General features: G+C 71.8%; 14 protein-coding genes, 1 tRNA gene and 1 pseudogene. 7 read left to right on the top strand and 9 right to left on the bottom strand.

The window, feature by feature from the left end:
* Positions 1 to 30 precede the first annotated feature (30 nt).
* Positions 31 to 1230 carry an aminotransferase class I/II-fold pyridoxal phosphate-dependent enzyme gene (locus ASF89_RS05755; RefSeq protein WP_055812716.1) on the top strand — a complete coding sequence of 400 codons (1200 nt, stop codon included), beginning with the start codon at positions 31 to 33 and terminating at the stop codon, positions 1228 to 1230.
* A gap of 3 nt (positions 1231 to 1233) precedes the next feature.
* On the opposite strand, the gene ASF89_RS05750 is transcribed toward ASF89_RS05755, so the two are convergent.
* The 4 genes from ASF89_RS05750 to ASF89_RS05735 all read right to left on the bottom strand — a co-directional run bounded on the left by ASF89_RS05750 (position 1234) and on the right by ASF89_RS05735 (position 6849).
* Positions 1234 to 2355: a glycerate kinase gene (locus tag ASF89_RS05750; RefSeq protein WP_055812714.1), complete on the bottom strand. Its 1122-nt coding sequence runs from the start codon at positions 2353 to 2355 to the stop codon at positions 1234 to 1236.
* A gap of 88 nt (positions 2356 to 2443) precedes the next feature.
* A tRNA-Met gene (locus ASF89_RS05745) sits at positions 2444 to 2517 on the bottom strand.
* A 148-nt stretch (positions 2518 to 2665) separates the two neighbouring features.
* Positions 2666 to 5575, bottom strand: coding sequence for a UPF0182 family protein (locus tag ASF89_RS05740; RefSeq protein ID WP_369814529.1), 2910 nt, complete (start codon positions 5573 to 5575; stop codon positions 2666 to 2668).
* 149 nt (positions 5576 to 5724) lie between these two features.
* Positions 5725 to 6849, bottom strand: coding sequence for a PDZ domain-containing protein (locus ASF89_RS05735; protein ID WP_369814537.1), 1125 nt, complete (start codon positions 6847 to 6849; stop codon positions 5725 to 5727).
* Positions 6850 to 6931: 82 nt separating this feature from the next.
* Here ASF89_RS05735 and ASF89_RS05730 point away from each other — a divergent pair, with 82 nt between their 5' ends.
* Positions 6932 to 8308, top strand: coding sequence for a zinc-dependent metalloprotease (locus ASF89_RS05730; RefSeq protein ID WP_055794536.1), 1377 nt, complete (start codon positions 6932 to 6934; stop codon positions 8306 to 8308).
* A gap of 69 nt (positions 8309 to 8377) precedes the next feature.
* Positions 8378 to 9169: pseudogene (locus ASF89_RS16080) on the top strand (hypothetical protein); the annotation flags it as partial.
* Here the strand turns inward: ASF89_RS16080 and ASF89_RS05725 are convergent.
* The gene (locus tag ASF89_RS05725; protein ID WP_055812711.1) at positions 9156 to 10868 is read right to left on the bottom strand and encodes an ATP-dependent helicase; all 1713 of its coding nucleotides are present in this window, start codon (positions 10866 to 10868) and stop codon (positions 9156 to 9158) included. The pseudogene ASF89_RS16080 and the gene ASF89_RS05725 sit on opposite strands and share 14 nt — an antisense overlap.
* On the bottom strand, positions 10865 to 11797 hold the full coding sequence (gene nudC / locus ASF89_RS05720) for an NAD(+) diphosphatase (RefSeq protein ID WP_055794533.1): 933 nt from the start codon (positions 11795 to 11797) through the stop codon (positions 10865 to 10867). Before nudC ends, ASF89_RS05725 begins: the two co-directional genes overlap by 4 nt.
* 74 nt (positions 11798 to 11871) lie before the next feature.
* Here nudC and ASF89_RS05715 point away from each other — a divergent pair, with 74 nt between their 5' ends.
* Complete coding sequence (locus ASF89_RS05715; RefSeq protein ID WP_055794531.1) at positions 11872 to 12867, top strand: phosphotransferase; 996 nt, start codon at positions 11872 to 11874, stop codon at positions 12865 to 12867.
* Here the strand turns inward: ASF89_RS05715 and ASF89_RS05710 are convergent.
* A complete protein-coding gene (locus ASF89_RS05710) occupies positions 12864 to 16181 on the bottom strand; it encodes an ATP-dependent DNA helicase (protein ID WP_055812708.1) in 3318 nt (1105 codons plus the stop codon). The two genes, ASF89_RS05715 and ASF89_RS05710, sit on opposite strands and share 4 nt — an antisense overlap.
* Entirely contained in the window at positions 16178 to 19312 is a 3135-nt protein-coding gene (locus ASF89_RS05705) for an ATP-dependent DNA helicase (protein WP_055812705.1), read from the bottom strand. Before ASF89_RS05705 ends, ASF89_RS05710 begins: the two co-directional genes overlap by 4 nt.
* Before the next feature lie 74 nt (positions 19313 to 19386).
* On the opposite strand from ASF89_RS05705, the gene ASF89_RS05700 reads away from it, so the two are divergent.
* Both ASF89_RS05700 and ASF89_RS05695 read left to right on the top strand, forming a co-directional pair.
* The gene (locus ASF89_RS05700; RefSeq protein WP_055795529.1) at positions 19387 to 19611 is read left to right on the top strand and encodes a DUF3107 domain-containing protein; all 225 of its coding nucleotides are present in this window, start codon (positions 19387 to 19389) and stop codon (positions 19609 to 19611) included.
* Positions 19612 to 19613: 2 nt separating this feature from the next.
* A complete protein-coding gene (locus tag ASF89_RS05695; RefSeq protein WP_055794525.1) occupies positions 19614 to 19901 on the top strand; it encodes a hypothetical protein in 288 nt (95 codons plus the stop codon).
* A gap of 50 nt (positions 19902 to 19951) precedes the next feature.
* Here the strand turns inward: ASF89_RS05695 and ASF89_RS05690 are convergent, their stop codons facing one another.
* The gene (locus ASF89_RS05690) at positions 19952 to 20671 is read right to left on the bottom strand and encodes a ferritin-like fold-containing protein (protein ID WP_235483992.1); all 720 of its coding nucleotides are present in this window, start codon (positions 20669 to 20671) and stop codon (positions 19952 to 19954) included.
* An 85-nt stretch (positions 20672 to 20756) separates the two neighbouring features.
* On the opposite strand from ASF89_RS05690, the gene ASF89_RS05685 reads away from it, so the two are divergent.
* Positions 20757 to 22202, top strand: coding sequence for a DEAD/DEAH box helicase (locus ASF89_RS05685; RefSeq protein ID WP_055812698.1), 1446 nt, complete (start codon positions 20757 to 20759; stop codon positions 22200 to 22202).
* The last annotated feature ends 18 nt before the right edge of the window (positions 22203 to 22220 follow it).

Raw genomic sequence — 22220 nt, 5'->3', positions numbered from 1 at the left:
GCGGCCGGAGCGGGTCTACGGTGAGGGACCATGACCTCATCGACACCGTGGCAGCGGACGGCCCGCGGAGCCGGCCTCCTCGACGCGACCGGCCACCTCAGGTCGACCGTCTTCGCCGAGATGTCCGCGCTCGCGACGGCCACGGGAGCGGTGAACCTCGGCCAGGGATTCCCCGACGAGGACCCTCCCGAGGCGGTGCTCGAAGCGGCCCGTGACGCCCTGTTCGGCGGGTCGAACCAGTACCCGCCGGGGAGGGGCGTGCCGACCCTGCTCGAGGCCGTGTCCGAACACCAGCAGCGCTTCTACGGCATCGACGTCGACCCCGGACGCGAGGTGCTCGTGACCGCGGGGGCCACCGAGGCCATCGCCGCGACCGTGCTCGCCTTCGTCGACCAGGGCGACGAGGTGATCACCTTCGAGCCCTTCTACGACGCCTACGGAGCGGTCATCGGTCTCGCCGGCGGCCGACATCGGACGGTGCCGCTGCGCGGCCCCGACTTCCGCGTCGACGCCGACGAACTCCGAGCCGCCTTCTCGTCGCGGACGCGACTCGTCATCGTCAACGATCCGCACAACCCCACGGGAACCCTCCTCGACGACGCCACCCGCAGCTCCCTCGTCGCGCTCGCCCATGAGTTCGATGCTCTCCTGGTGACCGACGAGGTCTACGAGCACGTGGTCTTCGACGGGGTCCCTCACGTACCCCTGTCGACTCTGCCGGGAGCCTCCGAGCGGACGATCACCGTCTCGAGCGGCGGCAAGACGTTCAATGCGACGGGCTGGAAGATCGGCTGGCTCTCGGGGCCAGCCTCGCTCGTCTCGCAGATCATGAGCGTCAAGCAGTATCTGACCTTCGTCAACGGCTCCGTCTTCCAGCCGGCGATCGCCGTGGGTCTCCGGCTGCCCCGCGAGCACTTCGACGACTTCACCGCCGATCTGCAGAGCAAGCGCGATCTGCTGTCCGCGGGGCTCCTCTCCGCAGGCTTCGACGTCTCCCCCGCGAGGGGTTCGTACTTCGTCGTCGCGGACGCCGCGCCGCTCGGCTACGACGACGCGGCCGAGTTCTGCCGTGCCCTGCCGCAGCTGGCGGGAGTCGTCGGCGTCCCGGTCAGCGCCTTCTGCGGGCCCACCCTGGCTGCCGAGCACTCGTCGCTCGTGCGCTTCGCCTTCTGCAAGCGCGCCGAGGTGATCGACGAGGCCGGACGTCGGCTGGCGGCCCTGCGCGCCTGACCGTCAGTCCCGTCGACGCGACGCCCTCTCTGTGGTGAGGTCGTGCCGCGCGAGCACGGCACCGGCGCGTTCGGCCCAGCTCTCGGGGTTCAGCAGGGACTCGCCCGCGCCTCCTGCGAGGTCCGACAGGGACACGGCCAGGTCGTGATCGCCGTCGGAGGTCTCGACCGAACCGGCGACGACGAAGACGGAGGCTCCGGCGTCACGGGCGACCCGCGTCACCCAGGACACCGCCTTGCCGTCGGCCGTCTGCTCATCGAGACGCCCCTCCCCCGTGATGACCACGTCGGCGCCCACGACGAGCCGCGGCAGCCCGACGAGATCGGACACGGCCCGGGCACCCGGGACCAGCGACGCGCCCCAGACCAGCAGGCCGAAGGCGGCGCCGCCGGCCGCGCCCGCCCCGGCGGTGTCGGGATCGACGTCGACGAGCTGCGAGAAGCGCCGCAGACCGTCGTCGAGTGCGAGCACGTCGTCGCGCGAGGCGCCCTTCTGCGGGCCGAAGACCGCCGCGGCGCCATGCGGACCCGTGAGCGGATTCGTCACGTCGCCGAGCACCGTGACGCCCCGCGCCGGCAGGGGCCGGAGCGCGCCCAGGTCGATCCGCGCGGCGGCGGCCAGACCGTGGGCGCCATCGGGGACGACGTCGCCGACGGAGTCCAGGAGGCGCGCGCCCAGCTCCGAGAGCAGCCCGGCTCCTCCGTCGGTCGAGGCGCTGCCGCCGAGCCCGATGACCAGGGCGGTCGCGCCGGCGTCGAGGGCGGCGACGATGACACGCCCCACTCCGCGCGTGTGCGCGTCGTAGGGCCGCGGCTCGGCCAGGAGCGTCAGACCGCTGGCCGCGGCCAGCTCGACCACCGCCGTGCCGTCGGGCAGCAGCAGCCACGGCGCCTCGACGAGCCGATCGTCGGGGCCGGGGACCATCGTCGTCCGACGCTCGGCACCGGGTACGGCGGCCTCGAACGCATCGAGGGTGCCTTCGCCGCCGTCGGCCAGGGGCGCCTCGACGAGGACGTCGTCGGGGCGAGCGTCGAGCCAGCCGCGGGCTACCGCCGCGGCCACGGTGACCGCACTGGCTGAGCCCTTGAAGGAGTCGGGGGCGACGACGACCCGCAGAGGTGACATGCCGCCAGCTTCGCAGGGCCCGAGCTGCGTGTACACCCGCGGAGATGAAGAAAAGCCCCGGTCAGAAGACCGGGGCTTTTCTCTTCTGTTGCGGGGGCAGGATTTGAACCTACGACCTCTGGGTTATGAGCCCAGCGAGCTACCGAACTGCTCCACCCCGCGGCACAAGAAGAAACACTAGCACGGGATTCGAGGCCCGTCCAATCGGCGCAGCCGGATGGTGATTCGGACCCGCGACTCGCAGCCCGGAGAGCACGAGACCCCCGTCGGCAGGGACGACGGGGGTCTCGTGGATCACTCGGAACGAGTGCTACTGGCCGCTGGCCGCCACCGCGTCCTCGAGGGCCGTCTGCAGGCGAGCGTCAGCCTGGGCCGCCGAGACGAGGTCGTTGTCGGCGTACGCCGCCGCACGATCCTCGAGGGCGGACTGCGCGTCGGCCAGGGCCTGGTCGAGCGCCGCGTTGTCCGTGCCGGAACCGGTGCCCGGGTCGGTCGTGCCGGGGTCCGTCGTGCCGGTGTCTCCACCGTCCGCCTCACCGTCGCCGGCACCGTCGCCCTCCGTCGCCGGATCGGTCGTCGGCACGCCGTTGTCTCCGGCGGTCGCACCCGAATTGCCGCCGAAGAGCTCGTCCAGGGCACCGTCGAGGGTGTCCTCGAAGGCGATCTGGTCGCCGAACGACACGAGGATCCGCTGCAGCACGGGGTACGACGTCTCCGAGGTCGACTTCACGTAGATCGGCTGCACGTACAGCAGGCCTCCGCCGACGGGGAGCGTCAGCAGGTTGCCCCGCACGACGCTCGTGTCGCCCCGCGTGAGCAGCGCCAGCTGATTGGCGACCGCCGTGTCGGTGTTGAAGTTGTTCTGCACCTGGCCGGGGCCGGGCAGGGTGTCCGTCCGCGGCAGCGTCAGCAGCGTCAGCTCGCCGTAGCTGTCGGCGACCTCGCCGGGTGTCGAGCCGGCGTCGGCGTTCGCCGCCAGATAGCCCGTCAGCACGTTCCGCGCGTTCTCACCCGACTGCTGGGGGATGTACGTCGAGTAGATCGAGAACGCCGGGTCCTTGTCGGGCAGCTGCAGCGTCAGGTAGTACGGCGGCTGGAGCGGCGGGGTCGTCGCGGTGCTCGTCGGCTCGTTGGGCGTGACCCACGCGTCGTCGCTCGAGTAGAACGAGTCGGAGTCGGTGACGTGGTACGTGCCGAGGATGGCGCGCTGCACCTTGAACATGTCCTGCGGGTAGCGGACGTGCTGCATGAGATCGACGGACATCTCGGAGAGCGGCGTCAGCGTCGAGGGGAAGATCTTCTGCCACGTCTTGAGCATCGGGTCCTCGGTGTCCCAGGCGTAGAGGTTCACCGAGCCGTCGTAGGCGTCGACGGTCGCCTTGACCGAGTTGCGGATGTAGTTGATCTCGTTCGAGGCGTAGGTCGGACGCTCCGTGTAGGTGTCGGCGATGGCGTCGCTGAGCGCCTGCGGCTTCGAGTAGGGGTAGTTGCGGGTCGTCGTGTAGCCGTCGACGATCCAGACGACCTTGCCGTCGACGACCGCCGGGTACGGCGCGCTGTCGATGGTCAGGTACGGCGCGACCTTCTGGACGCGCTCGGACGGGTCGCGGTCGTAGAGGATCTGCGACTCGTCGTTGACGGCGTCCGACAGGAAGATCTGCTCCGACTGGAACTTGATGGCGTAGATCAGCTTCTTGAACGGGTTGTCGAGCGTGGGCCCGCCGTCGCCCTCGAAGGTGGTCGTCTGGTTCGTGCCGTTGTCGTTGCTGCCCGACGGGTAGTCGAGCTCGATGTCGTTCTCGCCGTTCCCGCCGACGATCGAGTAGGCCGGGGACTCCTGACCGAAGTAGATGCGCGGCTCGTACTCGTCGGCGTCACCCAGCGCACCGGTGACGGGGATGCCCGACTCGAGGAACACGGGCTGACCGTCGGCCGAGCGCTGGTTGCCGTAGGCCGCCACCACTCCGTAGCCGTGGGTGTACACGAAGGTCGTGTTGTAGGGGGTCGCCGAGGCGCCGAGCTGATCCGTGTTGAGCTCGCGGACGGCGATGACGGTGTCCTGGGTGTTGCCGTCGATCGTGTAGCGGTCGACCGAGAGCTGCTCGGGGAAGCTGTAGTACTGGCGATACTGCTGCAGCTGGGCGAAGGCGTCGGTCACGAGCGCGGGGTCGATGATGCGGATGTTCGCGGTCGTCACGGCGTCGCCGGCCAGCGCACCGGCCTCAGCGTCGGACTGCGCGTCGTACGTCTCTTCTTCGACGTCGGCGACGCCGTAGGCCTCGCGGGTCGCGTCGATGTTGTTCTCGATGAACGGCGCCTCGACCGTCCGCTCGCTGGGCTCGACCTGGAACCGCTGGACGATCCACGGGTAGATGCCGCCGACGATGATGCTCGCGATGATGAGGGCCGCCGTGCCGATGACCGGGAGCCGCCAGCGACCGATGATCGCGGTGACGATGAAGAGCACGGCGACGATCGCCGCGGCCAGCGCGAGGATCTGCTTGCCGGGGATGCCCGCGGCGTCGTCGGCGTACGTGACGCCGGTCAGGAGCTTGTTGGCGCCCTGGGTGAGCGTGGCGTACTGGTCGAGCCACAGGCTGACGCCCTGCAGCAGGAGGTAGACCGCCGCGGTGATCGCGAGCTGGATGCGCGCCACCTTCGAGATGCGAACCTCACGACCCGTGAACCGCAGGGCCCCGTAGAGGTAGCTGGTGGCCACGGCGGCGAGCCCGGAGATGAGGACGACCGCCGAGGCGAAGCCGACCACGCCCTGATAGAAGGGCAGCGAGAAGACGTAGAAGCCGACGTCGAGCCCGAACTTCGGATCCGTCGTGCCGAACGGCGTGCGGTTCAGCCACTGGAGGGCCACCTGCCAGCTGGTGGACGACGCGATGCCTGCGAAGAGGCCGAGGACGATGGGCACGCCCAGCACCACGACCCGGCGGAGCGGCTCGATGACCTGCTGGTAACGGTCGAGCTGCGAGTTGAGCTTGGCGTAGACCGGGCGGAACCGGAAGGCGATGTCGATGCTGACGTAGACCGGGACGGCCATGGCCAGGAATCCGATGAAGAACATCACCGCCGATGCGATCCACTGGGTCGTCAGGACGTTCGCGAACCCGAGCTGCTTGAACCACAGGAAGTCCGTCAGGAGCGACGAGAAGATGAAGAAGGCGATGACCAGGGCGGCGAGGATCGCCACCGTGACCAGGACGGGCAATCGGGGCGAACGTCGTGCGGATCGCGACGATGCAGGTGACGTCAAGGGTGTGCTCCTGGCATAGGGGTACGTGGAGGGGCCATCCTACGGGCCGCACCTGACCGTTCCACCCTGCCCGGGGTACCTATGCCCCGGCTGGACGCCGGCCCTCAGTCGGCGGTGCAGGTGGGCAGAGCCGAGGTGTCCCCGTCGTCCGCGACGGTCTCGAGCGCGGTCACCGCGTCGTCGAGCGTCGTCACGGCGTAGACGTCCAGACCCGCCGGGACGTTGCCCACGACCTCGTCGCAGTTGTCGACGGGGGCGAGGAACACGGCCGCCCCGGCGTCGCGGGCGCCGTACAGCTTCTGCCGGATGCCGCCGATCGGGCCGACCTGACCGGAGGCGGTGATGGTCCCGGTGCCGGCCACCTGCTCGCCGCCGTTGAGCTCGCCCGGCGTCGTCTTGTCGATGATGCCGAGCGCGAACATCATGCCGGCGCTCGGGCCCCCCACCTGATCGAGCTTCAGGGTCACGTCGAAGGGGAAGTCGTAGTCGACGCTGACGCCCACCCCGAGCAGGGCCGTGCGCTGCACCTCCTGGGGGGTCACCTCGGTGGTGAGGGACGACCCGTCGCGCTCGACGACGACGACGGCCGGCTGATCGACGCCGTTCTCGGCGACGAGCCGGCGCAGCGTGTCGACGTCGCCGTCCGTCTCGAGGCTCGTGCCGTTGACGCTCGTCACGACGTCGCCCTCCTCCAGCACGTCCTCGGCCGGGCCCCCGGGCGAGACCTGGCTGATGGTGACGGTGCTCGGCACCGAGTACCCGTCGTGGATCATCGCGGCGGCGATGGCGGACTTCTGCGAGTTCTGCATGTCGACGGTGTTCTGCTCGTCGACCTGCTCGTTCGTGACGCCCGACGGGTAGATGGCCTCGACCGGGACGACGGCCCGGCTCGGGTCGAACCACGCCGAGACGACCTCGACCCACGACGGACGGACGGACTCGTTGCCCTGGACGCTCACCGTGAGGAGGTCGAGGGTCCCCGCCGTCGGATACGTCTCGGCGCCGGAGACGGTGATGAGCGGCTGCTCCGCCCCCTCGTACTCGGCGCTGCCGAGCGTGTCGAAGACCGGACCGGGCTGCTCGATCAGATAGGGGGACGGCAGGAACGTGAGCACGAGCCCCGAGGCCAGCGCGACGCCGAGCAGCGACCAGCCGACCCGGCCGGGTCGACGAGAGGAGAGGGAGGCGCGGGTCGGGGGCGTGAAGAAGGCCACGACGGTCCTTTCGATGTTCGCCACGGGCGGAGCGGGGAGGCTGGGGCGGAGGGCGTTTTCCCGGCTGTTCCCGTGGCCAGCAGTTAGCGTAGTTCGTATGACCGATGATTCGCAGCGCGAGCCGGAAGACGAGTTCCGCGACATGCTGCGCCAGTTCCTGTCCGGCGACTCCGAGATCGACCCCGCGCAGCTGGCCGGTGTGGCCGGGCTGCCCGACGACCCCGCGTTCATCGCACGCCTCATGAGCCAGCTGCAGAACGCCGTGGACAGCAGCGGCGACGGCATCGACTGGAAGGTCGCGACCGAGCAGGCCGTCGCGGCCGGTACGCAGTCCGCCGTGACGACGCCGCCCGCCGAACGGGCCGCCCTCGAGCAGGCCTTCCATGTGGCCGCCCTCTGGCTCGACGACGTCACCTTCGTCTCGGAGCTCACGGTCGCGCCCCGGCTCGTCACCCGCGCCGAGTGGTCGCGCCTCACGATGCCGGTCTGGAGCCAGCTCGCGGAGCCCGTCGCCACGTCCATCGCGGACTCGCTGACGGGCGTCCTGAAGGACCAGGCCCCGGAGGAGATGCAGTCTCTGCTGGCCGGCGCGAGCCAGGTCATGCGCAGCGTCGGCGGGACCCTGTTCGCCATGCAGCTCGGCCAGGTCGTCGGCCAGCTCTCGCGCGAGGTGGTCTCCGGGGGCGACGTCGGCATCCCGCTGCTCGACGAGCAGCAGGCCGCGCTCCTCCCCCAGAACGTCGCCGCATTCGGCGAGGGACTCGACATCGAGCCCGACCAGATCCAGATCTACCTGGCGGTCCGCGAGCTCGCTCACGCGCGTCTCTTCCGCCATGCGCGCTGGCTCAGGCTGCACCTCATCTCGTCGATCCGCGAGTTCGCGCAGGGCATCAGCATCGACACGGAGCGCCTCGAGGCGCTGGCGGTCGACTTCGATCCCTCCAGCCCGGACGAGCTGCGCGACGCCATGGCCAGCGGAGCGCTCATCCCGCCGAAGTCGGACGAGCAGCTCGCGGCCCTCGCCCGCCTCGAGACGACGCTCGCCCTGATCGAGGGATGGGTGGACGTCGTCACCGCGGCGGCGACCGTGCGACTGCCGAAGTCCGGGGCGATCGCCGAGACCGTCCGCCGACGGCGCGCCGCCGGCGGACCCGCGGAGTCGGCCTTCTCGACCCTGGTCGGGCTCGAGCTCCGCCCCCGGCGGCTCCGCGAGGCCGCGGCCCTCTGGGCGACCGTCACGGACGCCGTCGGCGCGGAGGAGCGCGACTCCCTCTGGTCGCACCCCGACATCGTCCCCACGAGCGCCGACATCGACGATCCTCAGGCCCTCGTCGCCCGGCTGACCGCCACCGAGCCCCAGCTCGACGACGTCGATCGTGCGATCGAGGATCTCCTGAACGACACGTCCGACGGACGCCCCCGCGAGGCGGACGACGGATCGGCCGACGAGCCCGGGTCCTCCACCGAGCGCTGACCGGGCGCCCGCGCTCGGGCCCCTGTGGAGAACCGTCGGCGCCTCCCTCACGGCGACGATGATCGTCGGATGCCCCGCCCACTCCGGTTCCTCCCCCACACCACCCTCGTCTGGCGTGACCCGTCGACCGTGCAGATCGGGGTCGAACGGGCCTACGTCGTCCTGCACGAGGTGAGCGCGTTCGACGAGAGATTCGTCTGGGCGGTGGCCGCCGGGCTCGGAGATGGCGGGGTGGGCGCGATCCTGGCGCAGATCGGCGGTGAGCGGGGGTCGGCTGATCGTCTCGTCGCGCGGCTCGAGCCCGCCCTCGATCCTCGACCGACCGAGGGCCAGCCGGCGCTCTCCGTCCTCCTCCACGGCGCCGGCCCGATCGCCGACGACGCCGGGAGGCTCCTCCAGGCCGAGGGCGTCCCCGTCCGCCTCGCCGCCGACCCCCTTCCGGCGAGGCGAGCCGCGGCTCCCGGTGCGCCGGTCCTGGGCCTCCTCGTCGGCGGCCTGGCCCTCGACCCCGTCACCGCGTCCTCGTGGGTCCGAGACGACCTCAGCCACCTCCTCGTCAGGACGGGCGATCGCTCGGTACGGATCGGCCCCCTCGTCATCCCGGGGCGCACCGCGTGCTCGCGGTGCCTGCATCTGACCGCGGGCGACGTCGACGCCGCATGGCCGGCCATCGCCGGTCAGCTCAGCGGACGACCCGTCGTGATCCCCCGCCCCCTCGTCATCCGAGAATCCGCCACCGTCGCCGTGCGCCGACTCCTCGACGCGGCGAGCGTCATCTCGAGTCGGCGCGAAGCCGACCCGGACCACGCAGCGCTGGTCACGCGGATCGATCTCGAGAGCGGGGCCGTCACGCAGGGGCGGAGTCGACCCCATCCCGACTGCGGATGCGCAGCTCTGCCAGGAACCTGCTCGGCTGACGCGCGCCTCCTCGGCCCTGCCCGCTCTGACTCCACGAGAGACGGAGACGTTCTCGAGCGCGGGTGACGCCGACGTACAGCAGACGGCGCTCCTCGTCGACGGCTTCGGGACCCTGGGCGTAGCTGATGGGCACCAGCCCCTCGCTGAGACCGACGAGGTAGACGCTCCGCCACTCGAGGCCCTTGGCCGAGTGCAGGGTCGCCAGGGTGACCGACGGCATGGTCGGCTCGTGCTGACCCGCCTGACGCGCCATGAGCTCGTCGACGAACTGCCGGAGCGTCGTTCCGGCGGGCGAGGCCTCCGCGAGACCCATCAGGGCGTTCAGGGACTCCCAGCGATCACGGACGGCACCGCGCTGCTCGGGGGCCTCCTGAGTCCAGCCGAGCGACCGGAGGACGTCGCTGACGGTCTTGAAGAGCGGCTCGCCGACGATGCTGATCGCGGCGCCCTTCAACATCATCAGCGCCTCCTTGACCTCGCGCAGCTCGAAGAACCTCGTCGCACCGTGGATGCGGGTCGAGACGCCCACGTCCGCCAGGGCCCGTTCGATCAGCGCGGCCTGCACGTTGACCCGATAGAGCACGGCGATCTCCTCCGGGGCGACGCCCGACCTGATCTCGTCGGCGATGGTCTGCGCCACGCCCCGCGCCTCGGCGGAGTCGCTCGGGTACTCGATGACGGGGGGCACGGGGCCGGTCGTCTCGACGGCGGGATGGAGGTGCAGCGCCCCGGGACGACCGCGCATCAGCTGATTCGCCGTGTCGACGATCTGACGCGACGACCGGTAGTTCTGCTCGAGCCGGACCACCGTCGCGTCGTCGTAACGCGACCCGAAGCCGAGGAGGTAGTCGGCCGACGCCCCGGCGAACGAGTAGATCGTCTGACTCGCGTCTCCGACGACGCAGAGGTCGTTCCGATCGCCGAGCCACAGCTCGAGGAGCTCCTGCTGGAGGGGCGAGACGTCCTGGTACTCGTCGACGACGAAGAAGCGGTACTGCTCGCGGACCTGCTGGGCGACCCGCGCCTCCAGCTGGAGCATGCCGACCGTGGCGAGGAGGACGTCCTCGAAGTCGAGCTGGCGGCGTTCGTCCTTGATGTCCTCGTAGGCGGCGTGCAGATCGACCGCGCGTTCGGGGCTGACGTTCTGCGGCAGCGACCGCTGCGGCAGGGCGGCGGCGTACGACTCGAGCGTCAGCCGCGAGACCTTCCGCCACTCGATCTCGCCGGCCATGTCGCGGAGGGACGCCGTGTCGAGCTTCAGACCGAGGCGCTCGGCCGCATGCGCGATCAGCTTGCCCTTGCCGTCGACCAGCCGCGGCATCTGACCGCCCATGGTCTGCGGCCAGAAGTACGACAGCTGCGAGAGGGCCGACGCATGGAAGGTCCGCGCGGAGACCCCCCCGGCGCCCAGCGCCCTCAGGCGCCCCCGCAGCTCGGCCGCCGCCCGGGACGTGAAGGTGAGCGCCATGACCCTGCTGGGCGCGTAGACGCCGGTGGCGACCCCGTAGGCGATGCGATGGGTGATGGCCCGCGTCTTGCCCGTTCCGGCGCCCGCGAGGAGGCAGACCGGCCCGAGCAGTCGACGTGCCGCCTCGCGCTGCTGCTCGTCGAGCCCGGCGATGAGTTCGGCGGCCTCGGTCACTGGTCGATCTCGCCGCCGAACCAGTCCTCGATGATGGCGCGGGCGATCGAGGTCCGACCGGGGAGGATCACGTCGTCGAGGCTGGCGGCCAGCTCGGCGCGGCTGAACCAGCGGAGCTCGAGGATCTCGGCGCCGTCGGGCTCGAGCACGCCCGGGTCGTCGGCGTCCACCCGGGCGCGGAACCCGAGCATGAGACTGGCGGGGAACGGCCAGGGCTGCGACCCCAGGTAGACCGGGTCGACGACCTTGACCCCGGACTCCTCGAAGATCTCCCGCTGCACCGCCTGCTCGAGCGACTCGCCCGGCTCGACGAAGCCCGCGAGCAGCGAGTAGCGGTTGTTCTCCCAGAGGGCGTTCGAGCCCAGGAGGAGCCGGTCGTCGGCGTCCGTGACGGCGACGATGATCGCGGGGTCGGTCCGCGGGAAGACCTCGTGTCCGTTCTCGGGGTCGCGACGGACCCAGCCGGCCTTGTCGCTCACGAGGGCGCGACCGCTGCGTGGTGAGAATCGGTGGGAGTCGTGCCAGTTGGCGACGGCGACCGCCTCGACGGCGAGGCCGGCGTCGCGAGCGCTGAGGACGCTGCCGAACGCCCGCAGGCCGCCCCAGGCGGACTCGTCGGGCTCGAGGGTCCGGGCCTGCTCGTCGCTCAGGAGAGCGGCCACGAGCGGGGTGCCCACCGGCTCCGCCTCGTCGACGGCCTGCGACAGCCCGAGATAGACGTAGTCGTCGGCCTGCGGGACGGCTCGGGCCGGGAGCAGCGCGAGCCGGTCGGACGAGGCCATGAGCGTGCGCCCGCGCCACAGCGGGAGCACCCGCGTGTCGTCGGAGGCGAGGAGCTCGGAGACGACGTCGGCGCGGTCCCGCGTCAGGTAGTCGCGATCGACCTGGTGACGCGCGAGCGGGAGGCGGTCCGTCAGGGGCGAGGACATGGAACGACCAATCACTACGGTTTGACAGCGTGGCGAACGACGAGGCACCACGCCGAGCGGCCTACCCTGAGGACATGGCCAGATCTCATCTCACTCTAGCCGCGTTGGCCACGGCGGCCGTCGCCGACCTGGACGTCTCCGCGGCCGCGCAGCACGGCTCGTCGACCGACGGCGACTACGACTCCGCCCTGCTCACCGGGCGGCTCGGCGAGCACTGGATCATCCGCGTGCCGCGCACGCAGCGCGCCGAGGCGCGCCAGTCCGCCGACCTCGTGGCCCTGCGCGCCCTCAGCGCCGGCGTCCGCGGGCGTCTGCCCTTCGCGGTGCCCCAGTACCGCGGCCAGGCGCCGCTCGGCCGCACCCGCGGCATCGTCTACGACTTCATCCCCGGCGAGCACCTCCCGGCGTCGCGGGTCACCCCCGACTCGGGTCTCCCCCCGGTCGTCGGACGCGGCGTCGCCGCGATCCACTCGCTGCCCACGAGCTTCGTCACGGACGCGGGCCTGACGAGCCACACGCCGTTCGAGGCGATGCGCTCGACCGCGTCGCTGGTCGACCGGGCCGCATCGACGCGCCTGCTGCCCGCCGCTCTGCTGGAGCGCTGGGAGGCGGCGATCCAGGATCACCTGCTCTGGCAGTTCCAGCCCACGGTCGTCAACGGCTCGCTCGACGCCGGGTCGATCCTCGTCACGGGCTCGGAGGTCACCGGCGTGCTCGGCTGGCACGATCTGCACGTCGGCGACCCGGCCCGCGACCTCGCCTGGCTCCTCGGCACGCCGTCGGCGGTCGACGACGCCTTCGAGGCGTACAACACCGCGCGCGGTTCGAGCGACCATCAGCTGCGGCACCGGGCGACCCTCTATCACGAGCTCGAGCTGGCGAAGTGGCTCCTGCACGGCACGAGCACGAAGAGCACCGAGGTCGTCGACGACGCCGTCGAGCTGATGGGCAGCCTGGTCGACTCGCTCCAGCTCGACCGCAGCGGAGCCATCGGCGCCGGTCAGACGGCTGCGCTCGACATCGACGGCGTCGAGAAGCTGCTCTCGTCCACCGAACGACGCCACAGCTAGCCGCCCGCCCCCTCTTCGACCCGGGTCCAGAGCCCGAGCAGCTCGTCGCGGTCGGCCACGTGCTCCGGCCGGAGCACGTGATCGTCCGCGACGAAGTAGAACGCGGCGTCGATGCCGTCGGCGTCGATGCCCCGATACGAGGCGTAGGCCTCTCGATACAGCGCCAGTTGCAGCTGCTTGAGCTCGAGGTCGTCGGCGTCGGCGGGTGAACGACCCGTCTTCCAGTCGACGACCTCGAAGCGATCGCCCCGAGCGAAGACGGCGTCGATCTTGCAGATGATCGTCCGGCCGCCGAGGGGCAGATGCACCTCGAGCTCGACGTCCACCGGGTCGAGGCCCGCCCACTCCGAACGCTCGAACGTCGCCTGGAGCTCCACCAGCCGGCGCGCGTCGTCCGGGTCGACGACCCCCCTGGTGCCGCCGATCCGCTCGTCGTCCTGATCGGTCTCGGCGGCGAAGGCGTCGAGCATCTCGACGCGCCCGGTCGGACGGTAGCGCGACTCGACCCACTCGTGGAACAGCGTGCCCAGCCTCGTGGCCCGGTACGGCCGCTCGGGGAGTGGACGCCGCAGGGCCGCCGCGACGGCCGCCGGGTCGTCGACGTAGTCCTTGAAGCGGGAGGCGGGGATGCGCTGCGGCAGATCGAGCAGCCCCGCCCGCTCGCGCGCCGCGTCGCGCTCGAGCAGGAGCAGATCGATGTCGGCCGCCCAGAAGAGGGGCGTCTGCGGGGCGGGGGCCTCGCCGCCGTCCTGCCCCGCGCCTCCTGGGTGCTCTCGCCGATCGGCGATCAGACGCGAGACGCGCGCGGCTGCGTGCTCGACCGCACCGCGGCGAGCGCCCAGAGGGTCACCCGGCCACGGGAGCTCGCGAGACTCGTCGGCGAGGGGGTTCGCGTCGTCGTCGGGCCCGTCGGGCACCCGGGAGGGGTCGACGAGACCCGCGTCGACCAGATCGACGAGATACCGGCTCGGACGACGCGGCTTGACGGTCGACGACCAGAACGAGCCCGACAGCAGCAGCTCGTCTTTGGCCCGGGTGAAGGCCACGTAGGCCAGACGACGCTCCTCGCCCTCGTGACGGGCGACCAGTTCGGCCTTGAACTCGGCCAGGCGCCGGTCGAAGTCCTTCTGGTCGTCGACCCCGCGCCACGCCAGTTCGGGCAGCTCGGCCGCGTCGCCGCGGAACTCGTAGGGCAGCTCGCCGAAGCCGAGCCAGCCGACGCCGGCGCGTGACGTGCCGGGGAACTCGCCGTCGACGAGCCTCGGAACGCCGACGACGTCCCATTCGAGCCCCTTCGAGCCGTGCACGGTCAGCAGCTGCACCGTCCCGCGCTCGCCGGCCTCGGATCGCGGGCCCATGTCGTCCCGACGTTCGGCGGCCGTGAGCCACGAGAGGAAGCCGCCGAGCGACGCGTTCTCGTCCGTGGCGACGTAGCCGGAGAGCTCGTCGTCGAAGGCCTGGAGCCAGGCCCCGCCCGACCCGGCGCCGGTCGCGGCGGCGACCTCGACGTCGAGCAGCATCTCCTGCTGCACCAGGGTGACGAGGTCGACGAGGTCGAGCCCCGTCCGCCCGCGGAGGAACGCCAACTGCGCACCGAGTCGGCGGAGCCTCACGAGACCCTCGGGGCTGAAGGCGCCGAGCTGCCGGTGGGTCGGCGGCGCCGTGGTGACGAAGTCGAGCGCGTCGACGATCGAGCCGTGCTCGCCGACGGCGACCGACGCGCGGAAGCCCGCGGCGACCTCGTCGGAGAGCGCCTGCTGCGCGTGGTCGTGCGAGAAGAGCCACGACGAGACGCCGCGGAGGGCCGCGACGTCGTGCACACCCACCCGCCAGCGCGCGCCGACCATCAACCGGATCAGCTCGGACCCCGCGGACGGGTCGTGCAGCACCCGGAGGCACGCCACGAGATCGACGACCTCGGGCCGCTGGAGCAGACCCCCGACCCCGAGCACGTGGTACGGGACCCCTCGCGCAGCGAGCGCCTCGACGAAGACCGGCATCGTCTTCTTGGATCGGAAGAGCAGAGCCGCCGTGCGCTGCGCCGGTCGGCCGTCGACGAGCACCGGAACGGACAGCCGGTCGGCGAACCAGTCGGCCACGCGCGCGGCCTCGTCGGGCAGGGTCTGGTCGTAGGCGACCTCGACGTGACCGGGCGGCGCCGCGGGTCGTGGTCGCAGGACCCCCACCGCCTCGTCGCCGGTCGCCGTCAGGTCGGCCACCACGCGGTTCGCGGCATCGAGCACGGTCGACGCGTTCCGCCAGCTGGTCGACAGGCTGAACCGGCTGCCGGCCGGCGCCTCGAAGTCGACGGGGAAGCGACCGAGGTTGGCGGCGCTCGCACCCCGGAACCCGTAGATGGACTGATGGGGGTCGCCGACGGCCATCACGCCCGTTCCCCGGAACAGACGCGCCAGCAGCCGGGTCTGCACGACGCTGGTGTCCTGGTACTCGTCGAGCAGCACCACGCGGAAGCGCTGTCTGAGCTCGGCCACGACGTCGGGGGCCGTCTCGCAGACCTCGAGGGCGAGAGCGACCTGGTCCGAGTACTCGACGAACCCGCGTCGCGTCTTCTCGTCGGCGAAGGCCTCCGCCAGGACCAGCAGCGGCGGGAGCGCCGACACCGCGGCCACGGCGTCGGTCACCGATCGGTAGTCGCTGCCCTTGGTGGAGGGCAGACCGGCGAGATCGAGGAACCGATCCGCGAGAGCGGCCACGGGGGCCGCCGCCGTGACGTTCTCGCTGAGTGCGTGGCTCAGTCGCAGGACGGCCTCGGTGATCGAGTCGACGCTCCGAGCGAGACCGGCGAGACGCTCGTCGCGGCTCGAGACGACGAGGGACCGGGCGAGCTGCCAGGCCGAGGCGTCGCCGAGCACCTGCGACTCGCTCTCACGACCGACCCGGAGGGCGTTGTCGCGGAAGATCCCGTTGGCGAAGGCGTTGTAGGTCGACACCGTCGGCAGATCGAACGGGTCGAGGGCGTCGCCGAGCAGACCGGCCGCCTCGAGCTGCGCGATCCGCCGCTCGATCCGCTCGCCGAGCTCGCCCGCGGCCTTGCGGGTGAAGGTGAGGCCGAGCACCTCCGACACCCGGACGTGCCGGTTCGCGAGAAGCCACACGACGCGATTGGCCATGGTCTCGGTCTTACCGCTGCCGGCACCCGCGACCACGAGAGCCGGCGTGAGAGGCGCCTCGATCACCGACTGCTGCTCGGGGGTCGGCGGCGGCAGCTCGAGGACGTCGGCGAGCTGGAGAGCGGACAACCCGGGCGCGGACGACGCGGAGGGATCCGAGGAGGCGCGGGTCGACGCGGTCACGAGCTCACCTCTCCGACGATGTGGATGCGGCACGGCCCGCCGTGCCTCCCGGTGCAGTGGTCGTCGAGTCGCGCCAGGAACACCGGCCCCACCATCCTCTCGGCCGCCGTGCGGACGCGATCACGGAACCCCTGCAGCGTCTCGGCGTCGAAGGGAGCCTGGGTGGGCTCCCGGTACGGCTTGCCGCGGACGCCGGATGACACGATGACGAGCTTCGCCCCGCCGGGCGGCGTGCCCGGCGGCACCGACTCGATGGCCCCGTCGGCGAGCGCGACCTGGTAGCTGCCCAGCTGAGGGTGCTCGGCGACCGCGGCCGCCGAGGTCGGGGCCGATCGGCCGGTCTTCAGATCGACGATCACGGCGGCGCCGTCGCGGGTGCGCTCCACGCGGTCGATCGCGCCCCGGAGGCGGGCGACGCCGATGTCCAGCTCGAAGGTGGACTCGGCCCCGATCAGTTCGGCGCCGCTCGTCTCGAAGTCGCGGAGGTACGAGGCCAGGCTCTCGGTCATGTCCCGTGCCCGACGCTTCTCGGACTCCCCGATCCACGGGGCCTCGAACTCGAGCTCGCTCCACCGGGACTCGACCGCGGCCCAGAGCGACTCGACGTCGCTGTCGACGGCGTGCTCCATCACATCGTGCAGGACGGTCCCGAGTCCCATGGCGGAGTTCGGGGCGGAGCCGCCGAAGCGGTCGACGAACCAGTGCAGAGGGCACTCCTCGAAGGAGCCGAGCTGGGAGGGCGAGACGGGCACGTGCACCTCGGGGTCGGTGAGGTCGGCGAGGGGCGACGTGGTGGTCGGCTCGGCGAGGCCGTACCACTCGACGGGGTCGGCACCGGCGACCCCCGCCTCGGCCAGCCGGGCGAGACCGACCGTCGCCGCCTCGGCGCGAGCGCCCCGGGGAGACTCGACGAGCGCATGACGGAGATGCCCGACGAGCCCCCTCAACGACAGCGGGTGCCCCGCGGGCGCGGTCGGGGTGCCCGTCGGCAGCAGCCGATGGAAGACGGAGGGCCCCTCGTCGTCGCTCTCGGTGCAGGAGAGGACGACCTGCCTGGTCGCTCGCGACACCGTGAGCGCGAACATCCGCAGCTCGTCGGAGAGCACGGCGGCGCGCTCGTCGAGGGCGGAGGCGGGAGCGGGGATCTCGTGCGACGCGTCGACGAGCTCGTCCGGCCCGAGGAGGGCCCCGCGGAGGCGGAGGTTCGGCCAGACGCCGTCCTGCAGACGGGCGGCCACGACCACGTCGACCTCGAGACCGACGGCGCCGGACGGCGAGCAGACGAGCACGGACTCGGTGGAGGTCTGGGGCGACAGGGTGTCGTCGGGCACCTCGGCTCCGAGCAGCGAGTCGAGGAAGCCGATCGCGTCGGCCTCGGGGGTCCGTTCGACGAAGCGCTTGGCCGCCGTGAAGAGGGCGACGACGCCGTCGAGATGCCGGTCCGCCTCGGCGGCCACGATGCCGCGGCCCGCGGACTGCGCCGACCATTGCGCGGCAAGACCGCTGCGCTCCCACAGACCCCAGAAGACCTCCTCGATGCTGGCTCCCCCTGCCGCCGCACGCCTCGCGGCGTCGAGGCTGTCGGCGAATCGTCCGGCGCGAGCGGCGAACCGCGAGTCGATGGTGACGAACCGACCCGGGCCCTCCAGGGCCTCCACGAGCAGGGCGTCGGCCGAGCGGGATCCCCCGGCACCCAGCTCGTCGGCCCGGAGCGCGAGGCGGAGGCGACGGACGGCGAGCGCGTCGAGCCCGGCGAGGGGCCCCGTGAGGAGCTCGGCGACGTTGTCGGGGGTGAGCGCATCGCGGCCGACGGCCACGGACGCGGCGATGAGGAGGTGGCGGGCCGCATGCTCGTCTCGCACGGCTCGACCGGCGATGGAGGTGCGGGTGGGCACCTCGGCCGACTGCAGGCCTCGCGCGACGCTGGCGACCTGGCCGCCGCTCCGCACGACGACCATCATGCGGGCCCACGGGATGCCCCGGACGAGGTGGTGCTCGCGCAGCACCCGCGCGACGGAGGAGATCTCGTGGGCTGGGCTGTCGGCCCGCACGGTGAGGATCGGAGGGGCCCCCTCGGACCCGGCCGGCGGCGCACCCGCGACCGCCGCGTGCTGTCGGCCCGCGCCGGCCGTGCCGATCCGCGCCGTGATGCGCGACACGAGATCGCGGAGGGCCGGATCGTGCCGGTGCGCGGTGGACAGGAAGATCGTCTCGACGTCGTCGAGCCCGAGCCGCGCGCCGAGCCGGCCGAGCACGTCGGGGCTGCCGCCCCGGAACGCGTTCGTCGAGAGATCCGGGTCGCCGAAGGCGATCACGGCGACCCCTCGGCGGACCAGGGCCCGCAGGAGCGACACGGTGGATTCCGTCGCCTCGTGCGCGTCGTCCACCAGGACGAGCCCGAGACCGTCGACGACGGGGGCCGTCTCTCCGCGGTCGAGGGCGGCCACCGCGTAGTCGACGAGCTCGGCGGAGTCGAGATGCCGCCCCGGGAGACCGTCGACCACACGGCGGTACTCGTCGAGCAGGTCGCCGACCGCCGCCCATTCGGGTCGGTCGCGGGATGCGGCGAGCGAGCGCAGATCGACGGGCGAGACCCCCTGCTCGGTCGATCGCATGAACATCTCGCGGAGCTCCGTCCGGAAGCCGCGGAGTCGGCGGACCTGCGGCCCGAGGTGCTCGGGCCAGCGCGGACCCGTGCCGTCGGTCTCGTGTCCCTCGAGCAGCTCGCGGACGATGATGTCCTGATCGCCGCCGGTGAGCAGCGTCGGCGGCTCGGCTCCGGCCAGCAGGGCCGAGTGGCCGACCACGTCGAACGCGAGCGACGAGACCGTCCGGGCCATCGGACCGGGCGTCGGCACACCGAGGCGAGCGGCGATGACGTCGCGGAGGCGCGTGGCGGTCGATCGCGCGGGAGTCAGCACCAGCACCGAGCGGGGCCCCTGGCCGCGCCCTTCGACCCGGTCGACGACGGTCTCGATCAGAGTCGTCGTCTTGCCGGTGCCCGGTGCGCCGATCACGGCAGCGGAGACACCGTCGGGCAGGCCGACGACCCGGGCCTGCGACTCGTCGAGACGAGCCGGGCGCGTCCCGCGCCGCGTGTCGCCCGGAGGTCGGAAGCCTGTCGTCGCCATGACTCCGACGCTACTGGCTTGCGCCGACAGTGAACGTGCCGCCCACGTTCGGCGGGGTCGGATATCGTGACGTCGTGGACATCAGAATCGGCATCACCAACAGCCCCCGTGAGATCAGCTTCGAGACGTCGCAGAGCGCGACCGAGGTCGAGAAGGTCGTCGCCGACGCTCTCGACGGCGGCAAGTCGTACGTGACCCTCGCCGACTCGAAGGGCAAGACCTACCTCGTTCCCACCGCGTCCCTCGCCTACGTCGAGGTCGGCTCGGAGGAGAACCGCCGGGTCGGCTTCGTCAGCTGAGCATGGAGCTCCTCTTCATCGTGCTGGGCGGGGCGATCCTGGGCGTGATCGCCCATCTCGCCCTGCCCGGCCGCCGCACACGCGGTGCGCTCCTGTCCCCCGCGGTGGGTGCCGCGTCGGCGGCGGTCCTCTGGGAGGCCCTGACCTGGCTCGGCTGGCCCGCCGACGGCGGGTGGATCTGGGTCGTGTCCCTGGTCGTGCCCGCCGTCGTCGCCGCAGTCGTCTGCCGGGTCACCGCGAAGTCGCGTCTCGCCCATGACGACGGGCTGGTCGCCCGACTCATGGCCTGAGGCCGTGACCGGTCGACGGCGAGCCCTCGTCGAAGGCGGCCGTCGGAGGTTCAGGCCGTCAGGCCGAGGGCGTCCATCCGCCGGGTGTGCGCCGCGATGAGCTCGGTGAAGACGGGCTCGAGGCGCTCGTCGTCGGCGGACTCGTGCGAAGCCGAGATCGCCGCCCGCGCGACCAGAAGCGTGTCGCCGACCAGCCGCCGGCCCCAGAGGGCCAGTCGGGACGCCAGCCGGGGGTCGGCCTCGATCGACGCCGACAGGATCTCCGCGACGGTCTCCGCGTCGTCCCCCGCCTCGAGGACGCTGACGATGCGGTCGCGATGATCCGCCGAGAGGCCGGCCGCGAGTCGGACGAAGACGTCGTCGAGGAGCCCGGCGCAGACGTGGTGCGCGAGCATCGTCTCGTGCCACGTCGAACCGGTCGTGCGACGACGGAATTCGTCGATGGCGGCGACATGGGGCTCCATCGACGCCGCGGGATCACCACCGGATCGCTCGATCTCCGCGGTGAGGCCGCGATGGCGGTCGAGCGTGGCACCGGCGACTCGCGCCGTGACCGCCTGCGCACGGACCGAGGGAGCCGCTTCGGTGGCGCGACCGAGCGCCTCGGAGAGCGCGAGCTGGAGATAGGCGGCCTGACCGAGGTAGACCTCGAGGTCGGGGGTGAAGGCCCCCAGCTCGACCCGGTTGACGGGGAGCTGCCTGGACGACGGACGCGGCCACTGCAACGAGGGAACGACGCGCTTCGACCCTCGGCCCATCCATGACACCACGCCGACAGCTTACGGGGTCCGGAGGCCCGCTCGGGGCGACGGGCTAAACTCGACGCATCCCCCTATATGAGACAGGGCAACAACAGTGACTTTCACAGACCTCTCGATCGACCAGGACATGGTCGACGCACTGGCCGCGAAGGGGATCGTCGAACCGTTCCCCATCCAGACCCAGACCATCCCGCTCGCGCTCGCCGGCCAGGACATCATCGGCCAGGCCAAGACGGGCACCGGCAAGACCCTCGGCTTCGGCCTCCCGATCGCCCAGCGCATCGGCCTCGACCCGACCCCCGGGGTCAAGGTCCTCGTCGTCGTCCCCACTCGCGAACTCTGCGTCCAGGTCGCCGAGGACCTCGAGGTAGCCACCTCGAACCGCGCGACCAAGGTCGTCAGCATCTACGGCGGCAAGGCCTACGAGGGCCAGGTCGAGCAGCTGAAGGCCGGCGCCCAGATCGTGGTCGGCACCCCCGGGCGCCTCCTCGACCTGGCCGGCCAGCGCCTCCTCGACCTGAAGGGCGTGCAGGAGGTCGTCCTCGACGAGGCCGACAAGATGCTCGACCTCGGGTTCCTCAGCGACATCGAGAAGATCTTCCAGCAGGTCCCCGAGACGCGTCACACGATGCTGTTCTCGGCGACGATGCCCGGCCCCATCGTGGCCCTGGCCCGCCGGTTCATGAACCGCCCGATCCACATCCGCGCGACCGACCCCGACGAGGGCCTGACGCAGGCGAACATCAAGCACGTCGTCTACCGGGCCCACTCGCTCGACAAGGACGAGGTCATCGCCCGCATCCTCCAGTCCGAGGGCCGCGGCAAGACGGTCGTCTTCACCCGCACGAAGCGCGCCGCCGCGAAGCTCGTCGAAGAGCTCAACGACCGGGGGTTCAACGCCGCGGCCGTGCACGGCGACCTCAACCAGGAGCAGCGCGAGCGGGCCATGGCCGCGTTCAAGGCGGGCAAGAAGGACATCCTGATCGCCACCGACGTCGCCGCCCGCGGCATCGACGTGAACGACGTCACGCACGTCATCAACCACACCGTGCCCGACGACCACGACACCTACCTCCACCGCGCCGGTCGGACGGGCCGAGCGGGCAAGACCGGGATCGCCGTCACCTTCGTCGACTGGGACGACCTGCACAAGTGGGCGCTGATCAACCGCGCCCTCGACATGGGTCAGCCCGAACCGGTCGAGACGTACTCGTCGAGCCCGCACCTCTTCACCGATCTCGACATCCCCGCCGGCACGAAGGGCCGCCTGCGCTCCGCGCCGAAGGCGGCCGTCGAAGGCGGCGCCTCGGCCCCGCGCGAGCGCACCCCCGGGGCGCGCGGCCGCTCGCGCGGTCGCGGGGACGACGCCCCCCGTTCGTCCGGCCGCGACGGCTCGGGTCGTGGCACGGCCCCCTCGACGTCCGCCGCTCCGGCGGAGTCCGCGCCGTCGGCCGACACCGTCGGCGAGAACGGCGAGACCCGCCGACGCAGCCGGAACCGCCGCCGACGTCCCAGCGGCGAGACCCCCGCGCAGAGCTGACCGTCGGCCTCCTGAGTC

The sequence above is a fragment of the Frigoribacterium sp. Leaf172 genome, from assembly GCF_001424285.1.
In the GTDB taxonomy this organism is placed as follows: domain Bacteria; phylum Actinomycetota; class Actinomycetes; order Actinomycetales; family Microbacteriaceae; genus Frigoribacterium.
Note: the sequence above shows the minus strand (reverse complement) of the source record. Positions and strands in the feature narration are given on the sequence as shown.

Bases quoted from the DNA above. Each gene is read 5' to 3' on its own strand.
- ASF89_RS05755 (WP_055812716.1), top strand. From the start codon at position 31: ATGACCTCATCGACACCGTGGCAGCGGACGGCCCGCGGAGCCGGCCTC.
- ASF89_RS05750 (WP_055812714.1), bottom strand. From the start codon at position 2,355: ATGTCACCTCTGCGGGTCGTCGTCGCCCCCGACTCCTTCAAGGGCTCA.
- ASF89_RS05730 (WP_055794536.1), top strand. From the start codon at position 6,932: ATGACCGATGATTCGCAGCGCGAGCCGGAAGACGAGTTCCGCGACATG.
- nudC (WP_055794533.1), bottom strand. From the start codon at position 11,797: ATGTCCTCGCCCCTGACGGACCGCCTCCCGCTCGCGCGTCACCAGGTC.
- ASF89_RS05715 (WP_055794531.1), top strand. From the start codon at position 11,872: ATGGCCAGATCTCATCTCACTCTAGCCGCGTTGGCCACGGCGGCCGTC.
- ASF89_RS05705 (WP_055812705.1), bottom strand. From the start codon at position 19,312: ATGGCGACGACAGGCTTCCGACCTCCGGGCGACACGCGGCGCGGGACG.
- ASF89_RS05695 (WP_055794525.1), top strand. From the start codon at position 19,614: ATGGAGCTCCTCTTCATCGTGCTGGGCGGGGCGATCCTGGGCGTGATC.